The sequence below is a fragment of the Nocardioides sp. NPDC051685 genome, assembly GCF_044453405.1.
Lineage (GTDB): Bacteria > Actinomycetota > Actinomycetes > Propionibacteriales > Nocardioidaceae > Nocardioides.
In genome coordinates this window covers 147,626-171,172 of sequence record NZ_JBITCR010000010.1, presented here as the reverse complement: position 1 = coordinate 171,172, position 23,547 = coordinate 147,626, and the positions used below count along the sequence as shown (strand labels likewise).

At 69.7% G+C, this 23,547-nt stretch carries 18 protein-coding genes and 1 riboswitch; of the genes, 10 read left to right on the top strand and 8 right to left on the bottom strand.

Annotation, left to right across the window (positions count from 1 at the left end; all coding sequences use genetic code 11):
• Position 1: 1 nt before the first annotated feature.
• The 4 genes from ACIA03_RS24305 to ACIA03_RS24290 form a co-directional block, all read right to left on the bottom strand.
• A complete protein-coding gene (locus tag ACIA03_RS24305; protein ID WP_396987325.1) occupies positions 2-511 on the bottom strand; it encodes a SigE family RNA polymerase sigma factor in 510 nt (169 codons plus the stop codon).
• Between the two features lie 116 nt (positions 512-627).
• Positions 628-2,151, bottom strand: coding sequence for a hypothetical protein (locus tag ACIA03_RS24300; protein ID WP_396987323.1), 1,524 nt, complete (start codon positions 2,149-2,151; stop codon positions 628-630).
• Positions 2,148-2,657 (bottom strand): RNA polymerase sigma factor, encoded by a 510-nt coding sequence (locus ACIA03_RS24295; RefSeq protein WP_045549325.1) that lies wholly within the window; start codon positions 2,655-2,657, stop codon positions 2,148-2,150. Before ACIA03_RS24295 ends, ACIA03_RS24300 begins: the two co-directional genes overlap by 4 nt.
• Before the next feature lie 103 nt (positions 2,658-2,760).
• Positions 2,761-4,593: a hypothetical protein gene (locus ACIA03_RS24290; protein WP_396987320.1), complete on the bottom strand. Its 1,833-nt coding sequence runs from the start codon at positions 4,591-4,593 to the stop codon at positions 2,761-2,763.
• A 156-nt stretch (positions 4,594-4,749) separates the two neighbouring features.
• On the opposite strand from ACIA03_RS24290, the gene ACIA03_RS24285 reads away from it, so the two are divergent.
• The 5 genes from ACIA03_RS24285 (at position 4,750) to ACIA03_RS24265 (ending at position 9,802) form a co-directional block, all read left to right on the top strand.
• Positions 4,750-6,012, top strand: coding sequence for a DUF6350 family protein (locus tag ACIA03_RS24285; protein ID WP_396987318.1), 1,263 nt, complete (start codon positions 4,750-4,752; stop codon positions 6,010-6,012).
• Positions 6,013-6,022: 10 nt separating this feature from the next.
• Positions 6,023-6,634 (top strand): phosphoribosylglycinamide formyltransferase, encoded by a 612-nt coding sequence (purN, locus tag ACIA03_RS24280; RefSeq protein WP_396987316.1) that lies wholly within the window; start codon positions 6,023-6,025, stop codon positions 6,632-6,634.
• Between the two features lie 15 nt (positions 6,635-6,649).
• Positions 6,650-6,722, top strand: a riboswitch (ZMP/ZTP riboswitch).
• A 32-nt stretch (positions 6,723-6,754) separates the two neighbouring features.
• Entirely contained in the window at positions 6,755-8,350 is a 1,596-nt protein-coding gene (gene purH / locus ACIA03_RS24275) for a bifunctional phosphoribosylaminoimidazolecarboxamide formyltransferase/IMP cyclohydrolase (protein ID WP_396987315.1), read from the top strand.
• Between the two features lie 233 nt (positions 8,351-8,583).
• Complete coding sequence (locus ACIA03_RS24270; RefSeq protein WP_396987313.1) at positions 8,584-9,435, top strand: bifunctional methylenetetrahydrofolate dehydrogenase/methenyltetrahydrofolate cyclohydrolase; 852 nt, start codon at positions 8,584-8,586, stop codon at positions 9,433-9,435.
• Positions 9,436-9,439: 4 nt separating this feature from the next.
• Entirely contained in the window at positions 9,440-9,802 is a 363-nt protein-coding gene (locus tag ACIA03_RS24265; protein ID WP_396987311.1) for a DUF3017 domain-containing protein, read from the top strand.
• Positions 9,803-9,870: 68 nt separating this feature from the next.
• Here the strand turns inward: ACIA03_RS24265 and ACIA03_RS24260 are convergent, their stop codons facing one another.
• A complete protein-coding gene (locus tag ACIA03_RS24260; protein ID WP_396987309.1) occupies positions 9,871-10,962 on the bottom strand; it encodes an MIP/aquaporin family protein in 1,092 nt (363 codons plus the stop codon).
• Between the two features lie 222 nt (positions 10,963-11,184).
• Between ACIA03_RS24260 and ACIA03_RS24255 the strand changes: the two genes are divergently transcribed.
• Positions 11,185-13,377 (top strand): NADP-dependent isocitrate dehydrogenase, encoded by a 2,193-nt coding sequence (locus tag ACIA03_RS24255; protein WP_396987307.1) that lies wholly within the window; start codon positions 11,185-11,187, stop codon positions 13,375-13,377.
• A 199-nt stretch (positions 13,378-13,576) separates the two neighbouring features.
• Entirely contained in the window at positions 13,577-17,137 is a 3,561-nt protein-coding gene (locus ACIA03_RS24250; RefSeq protein ID WP_396987305.1) for an ATP-binding cassette domain-containing protein, read from the top strand.
• Between the two features lie 34 nt (positions 17,138-17,171).
• Here ACIA03_RS24250 and ACIA03_RS24245 read toward each other — a convergent pair whose 3' ends face one another.
• Both ACIA03_RS24245 and ACIA03_RS24240 read right to left on the bottom strand, forming a co-directional pair.
• Positions 17,172-17,711 (bottom strand): Clp protease N-terminal domain-containing protein, encoded by a 540-nt coding sequence (locus tag ACIA03_RS24245; protein WP_396987303.1) that lies wholly within the window; start codon positions 17,709-17,711, stop codon positions 17,172-17,174.
• Complete coding sequence (locus ACIA03_RS24240; protein ID WP_396987301.1) at positions 17,711-17,923, bottom strand: helix-turn-helix domain-containing protein; 213 nt, start codon at positions 17,921-17,923, stop codon at positions 17,711-17,713. Before ACIA03_RS24240 ends, ACIA03_RS24245 begins: the two co-directional genes overlap by 1 nt.
• 125 nt (positions 17,924-18,048) lie before the next feature.
• Here ACIA03_RS24240 and ACIA03_RS24235 point away from each other — a divergent pair, with 125 nt between their 5' ends.
• Positions 18,049-19,251: an MFS transporter gene (locus ACIA03_RS24235; RefSeq protein ID WP_396987299.1), complete on the top strand. Its 1,203-nt coding sequence runs from the start codon at positions 18,049-18,051 to the stop codon at positions 19,249-19,251.
• Here the strand turns inward: ACIA03_RS24235 and ggpS are convergent.
• Entirely contained in the window at positions 19,248-21,533 is a 2,286-nt protein-coding gene (ggpS, locus tag ACIA03_RS24230) for a glucosylglycerol-phosphate synthase (protein WP_396987297.1), read from the bottom strand. The genes ACIA03_RS24235 and ggpS overlap by 4 nt on opposite strands.
• A gap of 401 nt (positions 21,534-21,934) precedes the next feature.
• Between ggpS and trpS the strand changes: the two genes are divergently transcribed.
• Both trpS and ACIA03_RS24220 read left to right on the top strand, forming a co-directional pair.
• A complete protein-coding gene (trpS, locus tag ACIA03_RS24225; RefSeq protein WP_396987295.1) occupies positions 21,935-22,972 on the top strand; it encodes a tryptophan--tRNA ligase in 1,038 nt (345 codons plus the stop codon).
• A 13-nt stretch (positions 22,973-22,985) separates the two neighbouring features.
• Positions 22,986-23,510: a 2'-5' RNA ligase family protein gene (locus tag ACIA03_RS24220; RefSeq protein WP_141791897.1), complete on the top strand. Its 525-nt coding sequence runs from the start codon at positions 22,986-22,988 to the stop codon at positions 23,508-23,510.
• The last annotated feature ends 37 nt before the right edge of the window (positions 23,511-23,547 follow it).

Genomic DNA, 23,547 nt, shown 5'->3' with positions numbered 1-23,547 from the left:
CTCAGGCCTCCTTCCAGACGGCGCCGGCGCCGGGATTTTCCTCGGCGAGGAGCTCCGCCAGGGCGGCTCGTCCGCGAGCCAGGCGGGCTTTGACGGTGCCGGTGGGCGCGCCGACCTCGACGGCCACCTGATGGACCGGCAGGTCGGCGATGTGGTGCAGGACGATGGCCTGGCGCTGAGCCTCGGGGAGCTGCCTCAGGGCGGCGACGAGAGCCACGTGGGACTCGTCGATCGCGGGCATCTCCGTGCGGGCACCGACGGCCCTGTCGGCGGCTCGGCCGGCGTACTTCTTGCGGCGCCAGCGGCCGACGGCGAGGCGGTAGGCGGTGGTGCGGACCCAGGCTTCGGGGTAGTCGACCGAGGACATCTTGCGCCGGTGGGCCCAGGCGCGGGCGAAGGCCTCCTGGACGCACTCGGCCGCCTCGTCGAAGTCGCCGATCATGGCATACAGCTGAGCACACAGGCGGCGGTACGACGCGTTGTACAGCGCGTCGAACTCGTCCTCGTCCATCGTTCGCCTCCCCGGCTGGCTTTCCCGCACGCGTGGCCTGACGCTTGCCCGAGCGTCAGTGTCAGCGGTGACAGGCGTGAGCGTAAAGTTCAATAGCAGCTGGTTCGCCCCCGGGGTCACGACAGACCCCGGACGGCCCGGTCCACGGTCGCCTCGACGGTCTGCGCGACCCGCTTGTCCCACTCGGTGTAGTCCGCGGCCTCCTCCGGCGGGCAGGCCGTGGTCGGCGGGCAGGGGCCACCGGCCTCGGCGTGGGTGACCAGCACCAGCCGGGTCCCGATCTGGGCGATGGTCTGGTGGTCGTACCAGGTCGAGTCACAGCCCTCGCCGCCACAGTCGGCGGCGTACTCGGCGAGCGTCTGCGCGGCCCGGTCGACCTTCGGGTCGCTGTCGATCTCGATGGAGTCGATCGGCCCGGCCGTGTAGAGCTTCGCGTCGGCCATCGTGGCCGGGCAGGTGTCGAGCCAGCCGTGGACCTTCTCGTACGCCGCATCAGCAGCGGGTTTCGTGGCGAACTCCAGCACCGCCACGTTGACCTTGCCGATCTCCGCCGGGTTCTCGAGGCGGAACTCCCGGCTGACCGACTCGGCGGCCTTCAGCGAGGAGAGCCAGGCGCCCTGGCAGTAGAGCGTCGGGGTCGGCTGCGTCGCGACCTGCTGCCACGTCGCCGACGACTCACCCGGCAGCGGCAGTCCGGGCAGCGACGCGGCCACGACGAGATCGGCGTCGCTGAGGATCGGCGCGGGTGCGGACGAGGACGCCGAGCTCGAGGCCGGGCTCGACGTTGTCGCGGGCGGCGGGGAAGTCCCGGCCAGCCGGTAGGCGGCGGCGACGGCGGAGTCGCGCAGGCTGGTCGGCGAGACGTAGTCCTGTACGCCACGCCGCCGGGTCATCAGCAGAAGCCGGTCCTCGACCCTGACGACGGCGGTCGCCACCTCCCAACGAGCGTTCAGGTTGGGGTCCTCAGGCACGTACGTCACCACGCTGACGTCGCCATCGGAGATGACGCCGCCTTCGACCGGGAGCGAGCCGGCGACGTCCGCTCCGTCCACGGGAGCGCAGGAGTTGGCGGCCTCGGAGAGCTTCCCGCGCACCTTCTCGGCCTCGTCCGCGGAGCCGAACTCGGCGACGACCGCCGTCAGCGTGCCGGCCGCGTCTGCGTACTCCGCCCCAGGCTCGGGGACGAAGTCGCGGCGGAAGGTCGCCAGCGCCCCGGCATCGGCCAACGAGGTCAGGCACTCGTTGTAGTCGCTCCTGCCTTCGCCGTCGTAGGTCTGGTCCTGGGTCCATGCCGGGTAGGGGTCCTCGGTGACCAGGTCGCCCTCGGCCGGCAGGTTGGCGCGGGTGAGGTCCGAGACGGGCGTCGAGGCGGACGGGCTCGGGGCCACCGTGCTCGGCGTCTGGCTCGGGGTCGGCGCCGGGGCGGGCTCCGGCTCGGTGGCACGCTCGCCGAATCCGGCGGAGAGGAAGATGATCGGTCCGGCGACGACCGCGGCCAGGGCCACCGCGCCGGCGGTGACGATGGTGCGCTGGCGGCGGCGGATCTGGTCACCCCGTCGGCGTACCTCGGCTGCGGACTTCATCGGTGCTCCAGGGGTGTTGGCGCGGAACTGGTCCAGGCGGGAGATCGGGTCACTCATCGCACGCCTCCTTCCAGTGCTGTGCCAGGTGCTTCGTCGGCGAGCAGGGCGGCCAGGGCGGTCCGGCCGCGCGAGAGCCGCGCCTTGATGGTTCCGGTCGGTACGCCCACCTCGGCGGCGACCTGATGGACCGGCAGGTCGGCGATGTGGTGCAGGACGATGGCTTGGCGCTGAGCTTCGGGGAGCTTCTTGAGGGCGGCGACGAGAGCGACATGCGTCTCGTCGACGGCGGGCATCTCCATGCGGACACCGACGGCTCTGTCCGCGGCTCGGCCGGCGTACTTCTTGCGGCGCCAGCGGCCGACGGCGAGGCGGTAGGCGGTGGTGCGGACCCAGGCCTCGGGGTAGTCGACCGAGGACATCTTGCGCCGGTGCGCCCAGGCGCGGGCGAACGCCTCCTGGACACATTCGGCGGCCTCGTCGGAGTCGCCGATCATGGCGTACACCTGAGCGCACACGCGGCGGTAGGACGCGTTGTAGAACGCGTCGAACTCGTCCTCGTCCATCGCTTGCCTCCCCGGACTGGCCGATCCACGATCTGGCCCTGCGCCAGCCTCAGAGGTTCAGATGTCTGAGCGGCGGATCCGGTTGCATCCGGAGGGAGAAAGATCAGAGATAGTCGAGGCGGTACGCAGCACGCTTGGCGAGCGCGACGAAGTCGGAGTTGCTGATGTCGGCGTTGCCGTCGGGCACGAAGCTCATCTGGGCGACGTTGGCGCCTCGCCTGATCGCGGCCATCCGGTAGTAGATCGAGGAGTTCTCGAGCTCGACCCGGATGTACCACACCGTGATCGCGCCGTCCTTGATGGATTCGGTCGCGACCTGGGTGACGTGGCTGCCGAGCTGCTTGTCGCTGCACTTGTCCAGCCGGCCCTTGATCGCGACGTTGAACGCCTGCGCCTCTTTGGCGGAGCCGAACGTGCCGACGGTCTCGGTGAGCCCGAAGATCGGGGCGAGCTTCTTCTTCGTCTCGGGGATCACGAAGGAGCGGGTCTGAGCACCGGAGATGCCCTTGGCGGTGAACTCGGTGCCGTCGCAGCGGGTCTGGGCCGGGTTGGTCTTGGCGGCCTTCGCCTCGGTGCCCTCCCACGGGTCACCGACCGTGCTGACCGGGGGCAGATCGGTCTCGTTGATCAGCCCGGGCGCCTTGCCCGTGGCGATCGGGACCACGACCGCACGCGGTCGCTTGGTCTCCACGCACGCGCCCGCGCCGGGCATCGAGCAGAGGTTGTGGACCGCGGTGCCGAGCATGGTCGAGGTCTTGGCCGCGGTCGTGCTGGACTTGCCCTCGGTCTTCACCGTGACCGCGGCGGTGTGCCTACCGGTGCGGGCGACGCCGTAGGTGACGGCCCGGTCGTTCTCCCAGTCGCGGTAGGTGAACAGGGTGGCCTCATCGCCGATGCCGTCGACCGACTCGGTGTACATCAGCTGGTAGCGGGGCTCGGCACATGCTGCGTACCACCCCTGCATCTTCTTGTACGCCGCAGCAGCCGCCTTCGCGTCGACCGACGACTCGATCGTGGTGCCGGCGGTGGTCGCCTTCGCCTTGGCGATGAAGGTGCGCGCCAGGCTCGCCACCGGCCGCTTGTCGGCGGAGGTGTCCGCCTGGCAGGGGATGGTCAGACCGGTGCCCTCGAGGTTGTCCGAGGAGATGTCGACGGCCCAGGAGCCGCCGTAGATCTTCGCGACCTCCTCCTCGGTCATCAGGTCCTTGGCGGTCAGCTTCTTGCCGGGGATCTGGCTCGGCTCGACCTCGAACTCCTCGGCCGCCGACTGCATCGAGAGCGTGTTGAGCCGCGGCTCGGTCTCGGCGTCCTGGGTGACGAAGAAGCCGGTGCCGACCAGGGCGGCGATGGCCGCGGCCGCGCCGATGGCGGTGTGCACCCGGCGGCGTACGGCGCCGGCGGTGGTGATCGTGGAGGTCTTCGGCCAGGGCTGCTCGGTGAGCACGTCGACGAGCGGGTCGAAGATGGACTGCAGCTGCTCCGGCGCGATCCCGAGCTCGTCGCAGATGGCGGCGTTGGCGCCCTGCAGATCGGTCTCGGTGCGGCTGATCGGGGTGCCGACCTCACGGGCCAGCTGGGCCAGGTCGACGCTGGTGAGGTGACCGAGCAGGAAGACCTTGCGGTCGTGGAGCGGCAGGCTGCGCAGCGCGGAGAGGGTGTGGCGGGCCTGCGGCGCGATCGTCTGGTCGCGGTGGAGCAGCGGCACCGAGTGGTTGCGGATCGCCTTGGACCAGGCGATCGGGCGCACCCAGTCCTCGCGCTCGAAGTCGTCCATCGGCTTCACCTTGCGCCAGTGGTGCCAGGTGATGACCAGTGCGCCGCGTACGGCGGCCTTGGCAGCCTCCAGATCCCCGGTCAGCGACCAGGTTTGGAGAAGGAGGCGTCCGCGGACGTCCTGATAGAACGCCTCGAAGGTCTCGTGGTCTGCCGTGGTCATGCCCATGTCAGCCGCCAACTGTAGGTGATTCGGTCGAATGAACGGCAATACCCGCAGATGCACAGGCGGGTATCAACCGCTGTGACCAAGCCGGTGACCGGCCGCGGCGGCGCGTCGCCGAGATCGAGGCGACGTGGGTTGCGAGGATGAGACGCGATGTCCTCGCTGCTGCCTCCTCGCACCCCTGACCGCGGGCTCTCCGTGGATGATCTCCATGATCTCCGCCACCGCCGCCCGCTGGTCGCGGTCGCCCTGCTGGGTGGTATCGGCACAGCCGCCGCCACGCTGGTCGTGTGCCTGGCGATCGGCATCCTCGGCTGGTTCATCAGCGACATGGGAGCCCACGGCGAGCCGTCGGACGCCCTGCGCGTCGCCGCGCTCGGATGGCTGGTCGGCCACGGCTCGGGCGTCTTCGTCTCGGGCGTCGCGGTCACCGTCGTCCCGCTCGGGCTGACCCTGGTCCTGGCATGGGCGATGTGGCAGGCCGCGGTCCGGGTCGGCGACTCGGTCTCGCTGCACGGTCCGGACGTCAACGCCCTGGCCGACGGCGAGCGTGACCTGACCGTCCCGGTCGTCGCCGGGCTCTTCACGCTCGGCTATGCCGGCACCGCGCTGGTCACCGCGATCATCGCCGGCACCCCGGAGACCGCGCCGAGCATCGCCGGCGTCTTCGCGTGGTCGGTCGGGCTCTGCGTCGTTGTCGCCCTGCCCGCGATCGCGGTCGGCTCCGGGCGTGCGGCGCTGTGGATCACCCTGCTGCCGCGCGCGGCCGTGGACGTACTGGTGATGGTCAGGTCGATCCTGCTCTGGTGGTTCGCGGTCAGCACGCTGGTCTTCTTCGCGGCCCTCTTCGCCGACTTCACCACCTCGATCAACGTCGTCTCTCAGCTCCACCTCGACCTCGGCGGGATCATCCTCTACTCGCTGCTCGCCGTCCTGGTGCTGCCCAACGCCGTCCTCTTCTCCAGTGCGTACGCCCTCGGGCCGGGGTTCACGGTCGGCGTCGGTACCACGGTGACCCCGACGGCGGTGACCCTCGGCCCGCTGCCGATGTTCCCGATGCTCGCCGCGCTGCCCGACAACGGCGCCCCGCCCGCCTGGGTCGCCGCCGTGATGGCGCTCGGCCCGCTCACCGCCTTCTGGGCCGTCTGCCGCGTCTCGCGGGTCCGCCCGGCTCTGCGCTGGTCCGAAGGCGCGCTCCGCGGTGTCAGCGCCGGTGTCGTCGCCGGCCTGCTCCTCGCCGTGTTGTCCGGTGTCGCCGGCGGCGCCGTCGGCCCCGGCCGGATGGCCGACGTCGGGCCGTACGCCGGGCAGGTGCTCGTCAACGCCATCGCCTTCTTCGGTCTCGCCGGTCTGCTCGCCGGGCTCACGATGACCTGGTGGCACCGGCGTTCCCTGCCGGCCGACCCGGCCGCCTAGAGTTCGCAGCATGTCGCTGCGTCTCGTCGTCCTCGTGTCCGGCTCGGGCACCAACCTCCAGGCCCTGCTGGACGCGTGCGCGTCCCCGGAGTTCGGGGCCGAGGTCGTCGCGGTCGGGGCCGACCGCGACGGGATCCAGGGGCTGACCCGGGCGACCGACGCGGGGATCCCGACCTTCGTGCACCGGGTCAAGGACTTCGGGTCGCGCGAGGAGTGGGACGCGGCGCTGGCGGAGTCGGTGGCGGCGTACGAGCCTGATCTCGTGGTCTCCGCGGGGTTCATGAAGCTCGTGGGGGAGGCCTTCCTCGACCGATTCGGGGGGAAGACGCTCAACACCCACCCGGCGCTGCTGCCGAGCTTCCCGGGGATGCACGGGGCGCGGGACGCGCTGGACTACGGCGTGAAGGTGACCGGGGCGACGCTGTTCATCGTCGACGCCGGGGTCGACACCGGGATGATCATGGCCCAGGTGACGGTGCCGGTGGAGGACGACGACACCGAGGAGACGCTGCACGAGCGGATCAAGGTCGTGGAGCGCTCGATGCTCGTCGAGTCCGTCGGAAGGATCGCCCGCGAGGGCTACACCGTGGACGGCCGGCGGGTTCGGTTCGGACGCGCCTGAACGGTTAGAGTGGCGAGCACACGACTGGCGCAGGTGGGGGACCACCGGGGAGTGTAAAGAGACGGCATCGACCGCCTGGGTGCCCCTCATCGAATTCATCGACCGATGAGGAGTTTGGCTGTGCAGGACCAGATCCGCCCCGGAAAAATTGCACTGAAGCGGGCCTTGGTGTCCGTCTACGACAAGACCGGTCTCGAGGACCTGGTCAAGGGCCTCCACGAGGCCGGCGTCGAGCTCGTCTCGACCGGCGGCTCCGCCGCTCTGATCGAGAAGCTCGGCCTGCCCGTGACCAAGGTCGAGGACCTGACCGGATTCCCCGAGTGCCTCGATGGTCGGGTGAAGACGCTGCACCCGCGCGTGCACGCCGGCATCCTCGCCGACCGCCGCCTCGAGTCCCACGTCGAGCAGCTCAAGGAGCTCGAGGTCGAGCCGTTCGACCTGGTCGTCTCCAACCTCTACCCCTTCGTGCAGACCGTCGCCTCCGGCGCCGGCCCGGACGAGGTCGTCGAGCAGATCGACATCGGCGGCCCGTCGATGGTCCGTGCCGCTGCCAAGAACCACCCCTCCGTCGCCATCGTGACGAGCCCGGAGCAGTACGCCGACACCCTCGCCGCGGTCGTGGCCGGCGGGTTCACCTACGACCAGCGCAAGGCGCTCGCCGCGGCCGCGTTCGTGCACACCGCGACGTACGACGTGGCGGTCGCCTCCTGGATGGGCAACGTGCTCACCGACACCTCCGACGGGTCGGGTTTCCCGGCGTGGGCGGGCGCGACCTGGGACCGCCAGGCGGTGCTGCGCTACGGCGAGAACCCGCACCAGCCGGCCGCGCTCTACCGATCGGGCTACGGTCCGGGCGGGCTGGCCGCCGCCGAGCAGCTGCACGGCAAGGAGATGTCCTACAACAACTACGTCGACACCGACGCCGCTCGCCGTGCCGCCTACGACCAGGGTGAGCAGCCGACGGTCGCGATCATCAAGCACGCCAACCCGTGCGGTGTCGCGGTCGGTGCGGATGTCGCCGAGGCCCACCGCCGCGCCCACGAGTGCGACCCGGTCTCCGCGTTCGGCGGCGTGATCGCCACCAACGTACCGGTCTCGAAGCAGATGGCCGAGCAGGTCGCCGAGGTCTTCACCGAGGTGATCGTCGCTCCCGGCTACGAGGACGGGGCCGTCGAGATCCTGCAGGGCAAGAAGAACATCCGCATCCTCGTCGCCGAGCCGCTCGCGAGCTCCGGCGTCGAGACCCGGCCGATCAGCGGCGGCCTGCTGATGCAGCACACCGACACGTTCCAGGCCGAGGGCGACGACCCGGCCAACTGGACCCTGGCCACCGGCGAGGCCGCCGACGAGGCGACCCTGGCCGACCTGGCGTTCGCCTGGAAGGCCGTACGCTCCGCCAAGTCCAACGCGATCCTGCTCGCCCGCGACGGCGCAGCGGTGGGGATCGGCATGGGCCAGGTCAACCGCGTCGACTCCTGCCGCCTGGCGGTCGAGCGGGCCAACACGCTGGCCGAGGGCGACGAGCGTGCCCGCGGCGCCGTCGCCGCCTCCGACGCCTTCTTCCCCTTCGAGGACGGCCCGCAGATCCTGATCGACGCCGGCGTCAAGGCGATCGTGCAGCCCGGTGGCTCCATCCGCGACGAGCTCACCATCAAGGCCTGCGAGGCGGCCGGCGTGACGATGTACTTCACCGGCACGCGTCACTTCGCGCACTAGGGCACAAGCCCGCGCCGAAGGCGTGGGCGCCGTGCCCTAAGCGCCGACTCGGCGCAAATGTCCCGGAGGGACGAAGCGGGGGAGGGACCTTTGCGCCGCGTCGGCGAAAGCCCGACGCAAGCCAGAATCTGGACCCAGGCCGAAGCGAGCGAAGCGAGCGAGCAACGGCAGCGAAGCGACATGCGTGCGCAGCGTACGAAATTCTTTGAAGACCGAGTGACAGGATTGACATCGTGACAGCACAGAAGCTGGACGGCACCGCGACGCTGAAGGCGATCAAGGCCGAGCTCGCCGAGCGGGTCGAGAAGCTGAAGGCCCAGGGCATCACCCCGGGCATCGGCACCGTTCTGGTCGGCGACGACCCCGGCTCGCACTGGTACGTCAACGCCAAGCACAAGGACGCCGCCGAGATCGGTGTCGCCTCGACCCGTGTCGACCTGCCCGCCACCGCGACGCAGGCGGAGGTCGAGAAGGTCATCGACGAGCTCAACGCGGATCCGGCCGTCACCGGCTTCCTCATCCAGCAGCCGACCGGTCTCGACGAGTTCGCGCTGCTCTCACGGGTCGCTCCGGACAAGGACGTCGACGGGCTGCACCCCTACAACCTCGGCAAGCTGGTCCTCGGCGAGGACGGCCCGCTGCCGTGCACCCCGGTGGGCTGCATCGAGCTGCTGCGTCGTCACGGGGTCGAGATCAACGGCGCCGAGGTCGTCGTGGTCGGTCGCGGGCTGACCGTCGGCCGCCCGCTGGGCCTGCTGCTCACCCGCCGCTCGGAGAACGCCACGGTCACGCTGTGCCACACCGGCACCCGCGACCTGGCCGCGCACACCCGCAACGCCGACATCGTGGTGGCCGCGGCCGGTGTGCCCGGCATCATCACCAAGGACATGGTCAAGCCCGGCGCGGCCCTGTTGGACGTCGGTGTTTCCCGCGTCGACGGTAAGATCGCAGGAGACTTGGCCGACGACGTGTGGGACGTGGCTGGCTGGGTGTCGCCGAACCCTGGTGGGGTGGGTCCGATGACACGCGCCATGCTGCTCTCCAATATCGTCCTCAGCGCCGAGAAGGCTCTCGAAAGGCTCTGACACCGTGTCCGTCCACCCGCCGCTGACCCCCACGCCGCAGGCTCCTGCGCCGGGGGCGGTCACTCCCGAGCACGACAAGACGGACCCCCCACACGTACGCAGTTTCCCCTCGACCGTCGGCGGCTACGTCTACCTCGGCGTGCTGACGGCGGCGATCGTCGGTCTCGGTCTGGTCGGCTTCGGCCACTGGCGGGTGGGGATCATCGTCCTCGCCGCCGGGGTGGGGGCCGCGTCGCTGGGGCGGGCGGTGCTGCGTACGAAGGATGCCGGGATGCTGGCGGTGCGCAACCGCTGGTTCGACGTCGCGCTGCTGGCGCTGACCGCCGGCGCGCTGTGGATCCTCGCGGTGAGCGTTCCGGGCGACTAGGACGGACATAGGACGCACACATAGAACGAAGGCCGCCCCGAGGGGCGGCCTTCGTTCTGTTCAGCGGGTCACTGCTCGATCGGGACCCATTCCTGCTTGGCGTAGTCCCAGCGCCAGCCGTCCTGCTCGTAGACCGGCAGGTCGCCCTCGGCGCCCTGGGTCGGCTGCTGCCAGGTCTGCTGAGCGCCGCCGGCGCCACCGGAGACGATGGTGCGGTCGCTCGTCTCGGGCGTGGCCGCAGGTGCGGCCGGAGCAGCCGGTGCGGCAGCCGGAGTGGCGGGAGCAGCCGGCGCCGCGGTGGCCGGGGCCGCGGGAGCGGCCGGTGCGGCAGCCTCGGCGCCCCAGGAGTGGGCGTTCGGAGCCGGGCGCAGGTTGTCGCCGGCGAAGGCGAGGCCGGCGCCCGCGACCTCGGAGCCGTCCTTGTCGAAGAGCAGCGGGTAGACGAAACCGGCGATCGCGCCGCCGAGGGCCGGGACGATCAGGAAGACCGGCAGGTGGATCAGCGCGTCGGTGCCCGAGAAGAGGGCCGGGCCGAAGGAGCGGGCGGGGTTGACCGAGGTGCCGGTCAGCGGGATGCCGACGAAGTGGATCGCGGCCAGTGCGAGACCGATGGCGAGCGGGGCCACGGCGGCGTTGGTGCCGGCCCGGACGTCGGTGACGCCGAGGATGACGAAGACGAAGATGAAGGTGAGGACCAGCTCGACCAGGATCGCGCCGACGATGCCGGTGCCGGCTCCGTCACCGAAGCCGTTGGCGCCGAGGCCGCCGTCGTTCCAGGAGTTGTAGCCCGAGGAGATCGCGATGACGAACAGCACGATCGCGCCGATGGTCGCACCGACGAACTGAGCGCCGATGTAGGCGCCCGCGTCCTTCCAGCTGATCCGGCCGGCTGTGGCCACACCCAGGGTCACCGCCGGGTTGAAGTGACCGCCGGAGATGCGACCGAAGGTGTAGGCACCGATCACGACGGCGATACCGAAGGCCAAGCCGACGGCCGCGACGTCGAGCCCCCAGGTCAGCTGTCCGGCGTGGCTGGCGCCGGTGACGATCGCGACGACTGAGCCGCACCCGATGAACACGAGGATGAATGTCCCGATCACCTCGGCCGCGAGTTTCTGGATGAAGGTCGGCTCAGCCGCCGACAGTGATTCCTCGGTCATGTCCCCTTAACCCTTCAATGTCTGTTGACGTCGGTCAGACGCATCGACACCCGAGAAGCACTCAGGCATCAGCAGTCACCTGAACAACATGAGGTGTTGACACACAGTAACTCTTTTGTGAGGGCACATCGTGGTGCTTAGGTGGGGCGGGGCGGCGTTGTGTCACCCTCTCTGTTATCTTGATGTCAAGACACTTTCGTTTCGTCAGGAGTAGCCACAGCAATGGCCGCACGAATCATCTACACCCACACCGACGAGGCGCCGCTGCTCGCGACGTACTCCTTCCTTCCGATCGTCTCGGCCTACGCGGCCAAGGCGGGCGTCGAGATCGAGACGCGTGACATCTCCGTGGCCTCGCGCATCCTGGCGCAGTTCGGCCTCGCCGACGACGCGCTCGGCGAGCTCGGTGACCTGGCGAAGACGCCGGAAGCCAACATCGTCAAGCTGCCCAACATCTCCGCCTCCATCCCGCAGCTCAAGGCCGCGATCAAGGAGCTGCAGGAGAAGGGCTACGAGATCCCCGACTACCCCGAGGCGCCCAGCACGCCTGAGGAGGAGGAGATCCGCGCGAAGTACGACAAGGTCAAGGGCTCCGCGGTGAACCCGGTCCTGCGTGAGGGCAACTCCGACCGTCGTGCGCCGGGCTCGGTCAAGGCGTACGCCAAGGCCCACCCGCACACCAACAAGCCGTTCGCCGACGACTCGAAGACCGAGGTCGCGACGATGGGCGCCCACGACTTCAAGTCCAACGAGAAGTCGGTGACCCTGTCGGCCGACGACACCCTCTCCATCGTGCTCGAGAAGGCCGACGGCGAGACGGTGACGCTGCTCGCCGAGCTGCCCGTGCTCGAGGGCGAGATCGTCGACGCGACGTACATGTCCGTGGCCAACCTGCACGCCTTCCTCGAGAACGCGCTCGCCAAGGCCAAGGCCGAGGACGTGCTCTTCTCGGTGCACCTCAAGGCGACGATGATGAAGGTCTCCGACCCGATCATCTTCGGCCACGTCGTGAAGGCCTACTTCAAGGACGTCTTCGAGAAGTACGGCACCGACCTCGAGGCCGCCGGTCTGTCCGCCAACGACGGTCTGGGCGCGATCCTGTCGGGTCTGCCCGGCCTGGAGAAGGGCGCCGAGATCGAGGCCGCCTTCAAGGCCGCGATCGAGGCCGGCCCGCGCCTGTCCTACGTCAACTCCGACAAGGGGATCACCAACCTGCACGTCCCCTCCGACGTCATCATCGACGCCTCGATCCCGGCCCTGGTCCGCAACGGCGGCAAGCTCTGGGGCGTCGACGGCGGCGAGGACGACACCCTCGCGGTGATCCCGGACTCCTCCTACGCCGGCGTCTACCAGACGGTCATCGAGGACGTGAAGAAGAACGGCCCGCTCGACCCGGCCACGATCGGCACCGTGCCCAACGTCGGCCTGATGGCGCAGAAGGCCGAGGAGTACGGCTCCCACGACAAGACCTTCCAGATCGAGGCCGCCGGCACCGTCCGCGTCCTCAACAAGGCCGGCGACGTGCTGCTCGAGCACGACGTCGAGGCCGGCGACATCTGGCGCGCCTGCCAGACCAAGGACATCCCGGTCCGCGACTGGGTCAAGCTCGCCGTCGGCCGTGCCCGCGACTCGAAGACCCCGGCCGTCTTCTGGCTCGACGAGTCCCGTGCCCACGACGCCTCGCTGATCAAGAAGGTGACGACCTACCTCACGGAGCACGACACCGAGGGTCTCGAGATCAAGATCCTCTCGCCCGAGCTGGCCACGGCGTACTCCCTCGAGCGTCTGCGCAACGGCGAGGACACGATCTCGGTGACCGGCAACGTGCTGCGTGACTACAACACCGACCTGTTCCCGATCCTCGAGGTCGGTACGTCGGCGAAGATGCTCTCCATCGTCCCGCTGATCGCCGGCGGCGGTCTGTTCGAGACCGGTGCGGGCGGCTCGGCGCCGAAGCACGTCCAGCAGCTGGTCGAGGAGGACTACCTCCGCTGGGACTCGCTGGGTGAGTTCTTCGCGCTGGTGCCGTCGTTCGAGAAGTACGCCGAGCAGGCCTCGGCCCCGGCCGCGAAGGTGCTCGCGGGTGCGCTCGACCGCGCGACCGCGACCTTCCTCGAGAACGACCGCTCCCCGGGTCGCAAGCTCGGCACCACCGACAACCGCGGCTCGCACTTCTACCTGGGTCTCTACTGGGCCCAGGAGCTCGCCGCGCAGACCGAGGACACCGAGCTCGCCGCCGCGTTCAAGGGCCTCGCCGAGACCCTCGCCGCCAACGAGGACAAGATCGTCGAGGAGCTCCTCGCGGTCCAGGGCAAGCCCGCCGACATCGGCGGCTACTACCTGCCCGACGCCGAGAAGGTCACCGCCGTGATGCGTCCCTCCGCGACGCTCAACGAGGCGATCGACTCTCTCTGAGGCATGCCACGACGGCCCGGCACGGACTCCGTGCCGGGCCGTCGTGCATCCGCCAGGACGCCTTCCCGGCAGAGGTGACTTTGCTCTCCAGATCTTTCTTCTGATCGCTATAAGTCCAGGTCAGGATAGTGTTTGCGGTTGGGTTGGGGCGGAAAACCTTTAGGTGAGTGTCGGTGGTCGCGCCTACCGTGATCTATTGATGACTGCGACCCTCTCGACTCCGCCCGCGCCCACCTCAGGCAAGGCTCTCGGAGTCCCCGCCGAACCTGCCGACCCGAGCCGGCAGGTCGACTGGCGACGCCTGAAGGGGCCGGTGACGGCTGCTGCGCTGATCGCGCTGGCGGTCGCCATGGTGGGGCAGTCGATCGGCACCGTCGTGGCCGGACGGCTGGCCGAGAACCCGACGGCGAGCCTGGTCGGCTGGCTGGCGCTGTGCGTGATCGGTGCGTCCCTGGTCGACTCGACGGCGAAGATCGCCTGGGTCGGCGTCTCGGACCGGGTCGAGGGCAAGCTGCGCGAGGACGTGCTCCAGGCTGCCATGCGGCAGCCGCTCGCCGAGCTGAGCGAGCAGGCCGTCGGCGAGATCCTCGACCGGGTCGACGACGACTCCCACGAGGTCGGCAACCTGCTGCGCTGGCAGCTGTGGATGCTGTTCCGCTCGATCTTCGCGGCGCTGCCGATGTGGATCGTGGCCAGCTTCACCTGGTGGCCCTCGGCGATCCTGTTCCCGCTCCTCGCCGCGGTGACCTGGTTCGCCATTCGTGGTCTGCTCGGCAAGATCTCCCAGCTCAAGGTCATCGAGGAGGCTTCCTGGACCGACCACGCAGCTGTGCTCGAGGAGGGCATCGCGGGCCGCGACGACCTGCGCACGAGCCTGGGTCAGGCCCACGTGGTGGCCCGCGTGGCGAGGCTCTCGGCGACGGTCCACGAGAAGTTCCGCACGGTGGTCACGGTCGAGGCGAAGGTCGGTCGCCGCGCCGGCGTGCTGCTCCACTCCCTGCTGGCCGGCATCGGTCTCGCCGGTGTCGCGCTCGCCGCGACGGATCGGCTCGGGATCAGCGCCCTGGTGACGTTGTTCCTGGTCACGAGCACCTTCGTGGGTCAGATCGCGATGCTCGCCAACCACCTTCCCGACATCCAGGCCGGCCTGGGCGCGGTCATCCGGCTGCGCCAGATGATGGCCGCCGAGCCGGAGCCCGAGGGCGGTGCGCCGGTGCCCGACGGGGGAGCGCTGGAGGTCGACCTGCGCGACCTGACCTTCTCCTACGCCGAGGGCACCTTCGCCCTCCAGGGCATCTCGCTCACGGTGCCTGCCGGCGACACCATCGCCCTGGTCGGGCGCACCGGATCGGGCAAGTCGACCCTCGCCTCGCTGCTCTCCCGGGCGGTCGAGCCGCCGCGTGGCTCGGTGTTCCTGGGCGGCGTGGACGTGCGTGACCTCGACCTGCAGCAGCTGCGCGCGTCCGTGGGCGTGGTGACGCAGCGTACGGAGATCCTGGCCGGCACGCTCGCGGAGAACATCGCGCTCTTCGACGACTCGCGCCCGCGTGAGGACATCGAGCGGGCGGTCGCCCGGCTCGGGCTTTCCGAGTGGGTCGGCGGTCTTCCCGAGGGACTCGACACGCTGCTCGGTCCCGGCGGCACCTCGCTGTCGGCGGGGGAGGAGCAGCTGGTCGCCTTTGCCCGGCTGCTGGTGCGCGACGTCCGGGTGGTCGTCCTCGACGAGGCGACCGCGCGGATGGATCCGCTCACCGAGCGCCGGGTCGTCGCGGCCGCCGACCGGTTGCTGACCGGGCGTACGGGCATCCTGATCGCCCACCGGCTCTCCACGATCGAGCGGGCGCCCCATGTCGCCGTGCTCGACCACGGCCGGGTGATCCAGCACGGCCTGCGGGCCTCGCTGGCGACCGCGCCCGGGCCGTTCCGCGACCTGCTCGAGGCCAGCCGAACCGATCACCACGAGGTGCCCTCGACGGATTCCAAGCCGGTGGACCACTCCACCCTCGACCACGTCGCGGAGGGCAACGTGGGCGGCAAGCGCCGCTCGGGCGCTCCGCCCGAGGTCCCCGAGGTCGGCACCGGGCCGTCGCTCGCCCGCGGGATGCTGCACGTGCTGTTCCTGCGTCCCGAGTGGGGCGTCGCGGGTGCGCTGCTCTTCCTGTTCGCCTCGATGACCGGTGCGCAGGGTGCGTTCACCGGCCTCCTGTGGGGCCGGATCGTCGAGTCGCTGCAGGATGGCGACAGGCCGACGGTGATGGCGGTGCTGCTGGTGGTCAGCCTGTTGGCCGCGCCGCTGATGCTCGCCGACGCCTTCTACCGCTACCCGCGCTGGTGGATCGAGGTCATGCTCCGGGCGCGGATGGCCGTGCTCTACGGCCAGACCCGCCAGCACCGGCTGACACGTACGCCGCCGGGTGAGGTCGTCGCGCGGTCGATGGACGCGGACCGTTACGCCCGCTACGCCGACCGCTGGGTCGACTTCGTCAACGGCCTCGTGATCGCGACGATCACCGCCCTGCTCGCCGGCACCGCGCTCGCCGGCGCCGTGCTCCTGGTCGTCATGATCGCCTCCGCGCTGGCCTCCGCGGTCGGCCGGCCGATCGCCGGCCGCTCGGCCTCAGCCTCGTCCGCCGCTCGGGCCCGGTTCGGCCGCGCGGTGGTCTCCGCGCTGGAGTCCGTACGCACCGTGAAGCTGGCCGCGGCCACCCCGCAGGTCCACGCCCACCTGCAGCACGTCGACTCCGGCCGGGTCGAGGCCGCGGTGAAGGAACACCGGGTGCAGGCATTCCTCGACGGGGTGCCCGCGCTCATGGTCCAGTGCGGCGTCGTGGCTGCCTGGGGGATCTACTTCGGCGGCGGCTGGGGTCTGGCCACCGCGCTGCTGGTCGCCAACGCGGTCTCGGGCTTCGACTGGTTCGGCCGGGTAGCCGGCATGGTCGTCACCGAGGCTCCCGGCACGCGTGCGTGGCAGAAGGAGACCAGCCGGTTCGCCGGTGGTCGGGACCTGATGGACCTGCCGCCGGGCGTCGACCTGGTCTCCGGTGACGCGCCGGATCCGGGACCGGTCGAGCAGGTGCCGCTCGAGTCCCTCGAGCTCTCGGCCCTGTCAGCGGTCCACGACGACGGCACGATCGGTGTCTCCGACGTCTCGCTCACCATCGAGCGCGGCGAGCTGGTCCTGCTCGTCGGGCAGGTCGGCTCCGGCAAGTCGTCCCTGCTGGCGTCGCTGGCCGGCCTCATCGAGCACACCGGCACGATCCGGTGGAACGACGAGCTCGTCGAGGACACGCAGGCCTTCTTGAGGCCGGGGCAGGTGGCGTACGTCGCCCAGGTGCCGCGGGTGCTCTCCGGCACTTTCGCCGACAACATCCGGCTGGGTCACGACCGACCGTTCGACAACCCGGTCGCCGACGCGCGGCTCGAGCTCGACGTCAAGGAGGCGGGCGGCGCGGACGCAATCGTCGGTCACCGTGGCGTACGCCTCTCGGGAGGGCAGGTCCAGCGCCTCGCCCTGGCGCGGGCGCTGGCCGCCGGCACCGAGCTGCTCCTGGCCGACGACGTCTCCAGTGCGCTCGATGCCGCGACCGAGATCGAGCTGCGGCGGGCGCTCCGCGACCGGCACACGACGGTCATCGGAGCCACCTCGAAGCGGGCCGCGCTCGCCCAGGCCGACCGCGTCGTCGTCATGGTCGACGGAGAGGTCGCCGCCGTGGGTCCGTGGACCGAGCTGGCTCCGGCCTGGTCCCACCTGGCCGGCTGACATCCGCGTGGACGGGCCGTCTGACGCCTCGGCGTCAGGCGGCCTCGCCGTGCTCGAGCGTGCGGCGCAGCGCAGCAGCATCCACGCCGAGGGCCCGTAGGGCAGCATGTCCGTCCCCTTCCGCGCGGAGGATGCCGAGCAGGATGTGCTCGGTGCCGATCGAGCGGTCCTTGAGCCGGATCGCCTCGCGCAGCGAGAGCTCGAGCACCTTCTTCGCATCCCTGGTGAAGGGGATGTGTCCGCCGAGGCGGCGGCGTGGTTTCCCGTTGTCCAGGGCGCCGGCGCCGAAGACCTCCTCGACCTTGGAACGCACCGCGTCCAGGTCGATCCCGAGGGTCGACAGCGCGTCGGCGTCGTCGTTGCCCAGCCGACCGTGGGCGCGTTCGATCTCGGCTCGCAGCGCAGTGGCATCGACCCCAGCCTCGGCGAGCGCGCGGGCGGCGGACGAGCCTTCGGCGGCGCAGATCGCCAGCAGCAGGTGGTCGTCGCCGATGCGCTCGTGGCCGAGCTCGGTGGCGTACGTCTGGGCGGCGGCAACCGCATCGCGGGCCGGCTTGGTGAACCTCTCGAACATCACAGCTCCTTCGCGTACTTCTTGTGGACCGCCTGCCGGCTGACCTCCAGCGCGTCGGCGATCTCCTGCCAGGCCCACCCCTGTCGGCGGGCGTTCGCCACCTGCAGCCGATCGAGCGAGTCGGCGAGGCGACGCAGTGCGAGCGCGGCCCGCAACCCGGTGCTCGGGTCGGCGCTCGCGGCCGACTCGGCGAGATCCTTCGCATCCGTCATGGTGTCAATATAAGTTGACAGCGACTGGATGTCAACCATGGTTGACACTTCGGTGTGGAGGAGGAGGGGGCCCGTGTCACACCGATTCACGGAATAGCCCTGAAATCGCCGAAGGTTAGGCAGTAGTGACCGACACAGCCCGCACCGAGACCGCCATCAGGCCGGTCACCCCTGTCCAGTTCGTGATCGCAGTGATCGCGCTCGCGACGGGTGGGTTCGCGATCGGTACGACCGAGTTCGTGACCATGGGCGTGCTGCCCGAGATCGCCGAGGGCGTCGGCGTCGGCACCTCCACGGCGGGCCACCTGATCAGCGCCTACGCGGTCGGGGTGGTGGTCGGCGTACCGATCCTGTCGTTCTTCGTCGCCCATCTTCCGCGCAAGGGGCTGCTGCTGTCGCTGATGGCGGCGTACGCCCTGTTCAACCTGCTCAGCGCCGCCGCGGTCGACTACCAGATGCTGCTGGTCGCGAGGTTCTTGGACGGGCTCCCGCACGGCGCCTACTTCGGTGTCGCCACCATCGTCGCGACGTCGATGGCCGCACCGAAGCACCGCGGCCGGGCGGTCGCGCTGGTCATGCTCGGGCTCTCGGTCGCCAACGTGATCGGTGTCCCGTTCGCGACCTGGCTCGGTCAGAGCGCCGGCTGGCGGGCGCCGTACGCAGCCGCGGCAGGCCTCGCCCTGCTGACCGTGATCCTGGTGCAGCTCTCGGTGCCCCACTTCCCGGGCGACCCGAACGCGACCGGCCGTAGCGAGGCCGGCCGGTTCTTCACCAACAAGCAGGTCTGGCTGACGATGCTGGCGGGGGCGATCGGGTTCGGCGGCATGTTCGCGGCCTACTCCTACATCGCCCCGATCGTCACCGACACGGCCGGGCTGGCCGAGGGCGCGGTGCCCTGGTTCGTCTTCGCGTTCGGCACCGGGATGGTCGTCGGCACCTGGGTCGCGGGGGAGCTCGCGCGCTGGTCGGTGATGGGTTCGCTGCTCGCGAGCAGTCTCGGGATGGTGGCGGTGCTGACCCTCTTCTGGCTGGTCGCCCCGGCCGGGTGGTGGCTCGCGCCGGTCGCCTTCCTGACCACTGCGATCGCCTCGGTGCTCGTGATCAACCTGCAGGTGCGGCTGATGGACGTCGCCGACGACGCGGTGACCCTCGGCGCTGCGATGAACCACGCGAGCCTCAACATCGCCAACGCTCTCGGCGCCTTCGCCGGTGGCCTGGCCCTCGACGTGTGGAGCGTGCGCGAGGCGCCGCTGGTCGGCGCCGGCCTGGCCGCGGCCGGGATGCTGGTGCTCCTGTGGAGCACCAGCATCCACCGCCGCACGCCTTAGAACTCCGTCTCGTCGCTCGGGGTCGTGGCCGTGGCCGCCTCGACCGCCGCCAGGAACCCGTCGGCCCAGGCCTTGGAGTCGTGGTGGCGGATGGTGTCCCACAGCCCGCGCATCCGGTCCTTGGCCTCGGCCTCGTCCATGTCGACGGCCTGCAGGAAGACCCGGACCATGTCGGAGACGTCGTGAGGGTTGGTCAGCACCGCACCGCGCAGCTCGGCTGCCGCTCCGGCGAACTCGGAGAGCACCAGCGTGCCGCTGGTGCCGCGGAGACCGTGGACCGCGGCGTACTCCTTCGCGACCAGGTTGAGGCCGTCGCGCAGCGGCGTGATCCACATGACGTCGGCGTTAGCGTAGTAGGCCAGCAGCTCTTCGAACGGGATCGGTCGGAAGTAGAAGTGGACCGGCATCCAGCCCATCCGGGAGAACCGCCCGTTGATCCGCCCGACCGCCTGCTCGATCTGGTTCTGGAGCGTCTTGTAGACGGTCATCTCGCCGGCCGCGGGCACGCACACCAGCACCAGTGACAGCTCGCCAAGCAACGACGGGTCCTCGAGGAGCGCGCGCTCGAAGGCCTCGAGCTGCTGCAGCACGCCCTTGGTGTAGTCGAGCCGGGAGACGGCCAGCGCGATCCGCTGCCCCTCGAACTCGTCCTTGACCCGAGAGATCGACTTCTGCACCGCCGGCGAGGCCAGCATGTCCTCGATCCGCCTGGTGTCGACGCTGACCGGGTTGGCGCCCAGGTGCACCCGACGCCCGCCGACGTCGATCACCGAGGGCATCGTGTCCAGGCCGAGGGCGAAGCCGTAGGTGCGGAAGCGAGGAGCAGAGTCCTCGGTCTCGACCACCTCGACGGGGGCCACGCCACGCGCCACGTCGACGAAGTTCTCGACCTGGCGGGGGATGTGGAACGAGATGTAGTCGCACTGCAGCAGCGAGCCGATGATCTCGCGGCGCCACGGCACCACGTTGAACACGTCCGCGCCGGGGAAGTGGGTGTGGTGCAGGAACGCGATCTTCACGTCCGGCCGGATCTCACGCAGATAGGCCGGCACCATCCACAGGTTGTAGTCGTGGATCCAGACGATGCCTCCGTACGCCGCCTCGGCCGCCGCCTGCTCGGCGAAGGCCCGGTTGACCCGGCAGTAGACCTTCCAGTCCTCCTCCTTGAACTTCGCGCGCTCCCAGAAGGTGTGCAGCAGCGGCCAGAACGCCTCCTTGGAGAAGCGCTTGTAGAAGACGTCGACGTCCTTCTTCGACAGTGGCAGCCGGGAGGCCACCAGGCCGGGGTAGAGCTTGGGGTCGACGACCGTGTGGGTGGCGAACTTGCCGCGTTTGGGATCGTCGATCGACCAGGCGACCCAGGACCCGGTGCGCTCGGTGAAGAAGGAGAGCAGCGTCGGGATGATGCCGTTGGGCGACTTCGGACGCCGGCGCTTGACCTCGCCCTCCTCGATCACCTCGTCATAGGGGAGCCGGTGATAGACCATCACGAGGTCGGACTTCCCAGGGTCGTCGGCGTCGTTCTCCGGGTCGTAGATGTGCTCGTCGTCGAGCAGGTTGAAGTGCCTGATCGCCTGCAGGATCCCGCCGGTGCCGGGGGCGGTCGCGTGGAACGTACGGTCCTTGTCGCGGGTCGCGTCCAACAGCAGGTCCTCGGCCTCGCCGACGCAGACGCCCGGGAAGCCGATGTCGTACATCGACAGGTCGTTGAGGGTGTCGCCGGCGACCAGCACGCGGTCCTTGGGGATGCCGAGGTGCTCGACGAGCTTCGTGACGGTGTGGCCCTTGTTGATCCCGCCGGGCAGCACGTCGAGGTAGTGGCCGGCGGAGTAGAGCAGGTCGCAGCCGATCTGCGCGACGAGCGGGGCGAGATCGTCGGTGACTGCCTCGGGGTCGCAGAAGTAGGAGACCCGTCGGTCCTGGGGCACGTTCTGCCGCACCAGTCCCGGTCGGTCGCCGATCCTCTCCAGCACGGTGAGCTCGCCCGGCCACTTGGCGGCGATCTCCTGCTGGATGGGTTCGACGGCGAGCAGGTCGTGCCCGGTCACGATCGTGGCGCCGACGTCGCAGATGATGAAGTCGGGCGTCGGGATGGTCGGGTCGGCGAGCAGCGGCAGCACCGACTCCAGCCCACGACCGGTGACGAAGGACAGGAGTACGTCCTCGCGGCGGCTCAGCGTCTGGTACAGCTTGACCTTTGCCTCCGGGTCGCCGGCTAGGAAGGTTCCGTCCAGATCGGTCGCGAGCAGCATGCGTGCATTGGCGGCGGACGTGTCGTTCACTAGTCTCCTCGAGGGTCGCCTGGCCTCGAGGCCGATTCGGCAGCTGGCCCGAGGCTGCGGACCCCTTGGAGGATCCGCGGGTCGACCAAACAGGTTAACAGGGCCGGATGTCACTGCGGGAACGGGCATTTGACGGACCATCGAATCCGAGCCGAGTAGAGCCCCTCAGGAGGTCCACAAAATCGTAAGAAATTGGATGCGCCTGTTCGATAACCCGGCAAAGGATCCGTCGTTGATGGGACAGCGGATCCTGCTTGCGGCCTCCACGACTGCGGGCGACCATGGTCCTCGACGTTGATCACGGGGGGCGCCGAGGCCCATGGCCGGCACGCAGAACAGTGCCGCGGGCAGGATCCGCTGTCATTTCGAGCCTTTCGGTGAGCGGCTGACAGAATGCGCACATGACCGGCAGCACCGCTCCCACGACTCGGCCAAGGGTCCTCTCCGGCATCCAGCCGACCGCGGACTCCTACCACCTCGGCAACTACCTCGGCGCGGTCCGGCAGTGGGTGAACCTGCAGGAGGAGTACGAGCCGTTCTTCTTCATCGCCGACCTGCACGCGATCACGGTCGAGCAGGAGCCGAATGTGCTCCGGGAGCGTACGCGGCGGGCCGCCGCCCAGCTCCTGGCCGCGGGTGTCGACCCGGAGCGGTCCGCGATCTTCGTCCAGTCCCACCTCCCCGAGCACGCCCAGCTCGGCTGGGTGATGCAGTGCATCACCTCCTTCGGCGAGGCCCGGCGGATGACCCAGTTCAAGGACAAGTCCGCCAAGGGTGGTGAGGGCGCGGCCTCCGTCGGCCTCTTCTCCTACCCGATGCTGATGGCCGCCGACATCCTGCTCTACCGCCCGGCGTACGTCCCGGTCGGCGAGGACCAGCGCCAGCACCTCGAGCTGACCCGCGACCTGGCGCAGCGGTTCAACAGCCGCTACAAGAAGACGTTCCGGCTGCCGGAGCCCTACATCCTCAAGGAGGTCGCGAAGATCTACGACCTCCAGGACCCGACGATCAAGATGTCCAAGTCGGCCTCTTCGCCGACCGGGTTGATCGACATGCTCGACGACCCGAAGGTCTCGGCGAAGAAGATCCGCTCGGCCGTCACCGACTCGGAGATGGAGATCCGCTTCGACGAGGAGGCCAAGCCGGGCGTCTCGAACCTGCTGCGGATCTACTCGGCGCTGACAGGCTCCGACATCGACACCCTGGTCGGCAAATATGCCGGCAAGGGCTACGGAGACCTGAAGAAGGATCTCGCCGAGGTCGTCGTCGACTACGTGACGCCGTTCCGGGAGAGGACCTTCGAGGTCCTCGAGGATCGCGCCTACCTCGACGGCGTCCTGCAGCAGGGCGCGGAGAAGGCGGGCGTGGTTGCGCGCAAGACTCTGGCCGACGTCTACGAGCGGGTTGGCTTTGTGCCCCCCGCAGCGTCTGTCGGCTAGTAAGGTTCGGCGCATGCGCACCATCGGTGTTGCCATCGCTATCCCGGAGCCATGGGCAAGTCAGCTTCAGGACTACAGGACGTCTCTCGGGGACGCGACGGCGACCATGATCCCGACGCACATCACTCTTGTGCCCCCGACGGAGATCCACGACGACCTCCTCCCGGACGTCGAGAGCCATCTGGAGGCTGCGGCCTCGAGGGTGGCTCCGTTCAGCGTGCACCTGCGCGGCACCGGCACCTTCCGGCCGGTCTCCCCGGTGGTGTTCGTGGCGGTGGTGCAGGGCATCTCAGGCTGTGAGCAGCTGGCCAACGCGGTCCGGCAGGGTCCGCTCGACCAGAAGCTCACATTCCCCTATCACCCGCATGTCACGATCGCTCACGACCTTCCCGACGCTAGCCTCGACAAGGCTTTCGGTGAGCTGGCCGACTTCGAGTGCGAGTGGTCGGTCGAGGAGTTCCACCTCTATGTCCACGACGACACAGATGGCTGGCGCCCGACCCGGGAGTTCGCGCTGAGAGCAGCACTGACCGGTTAGGCGGGCTCGGGTCCGCCCACGAGCGACGGATGGGGAC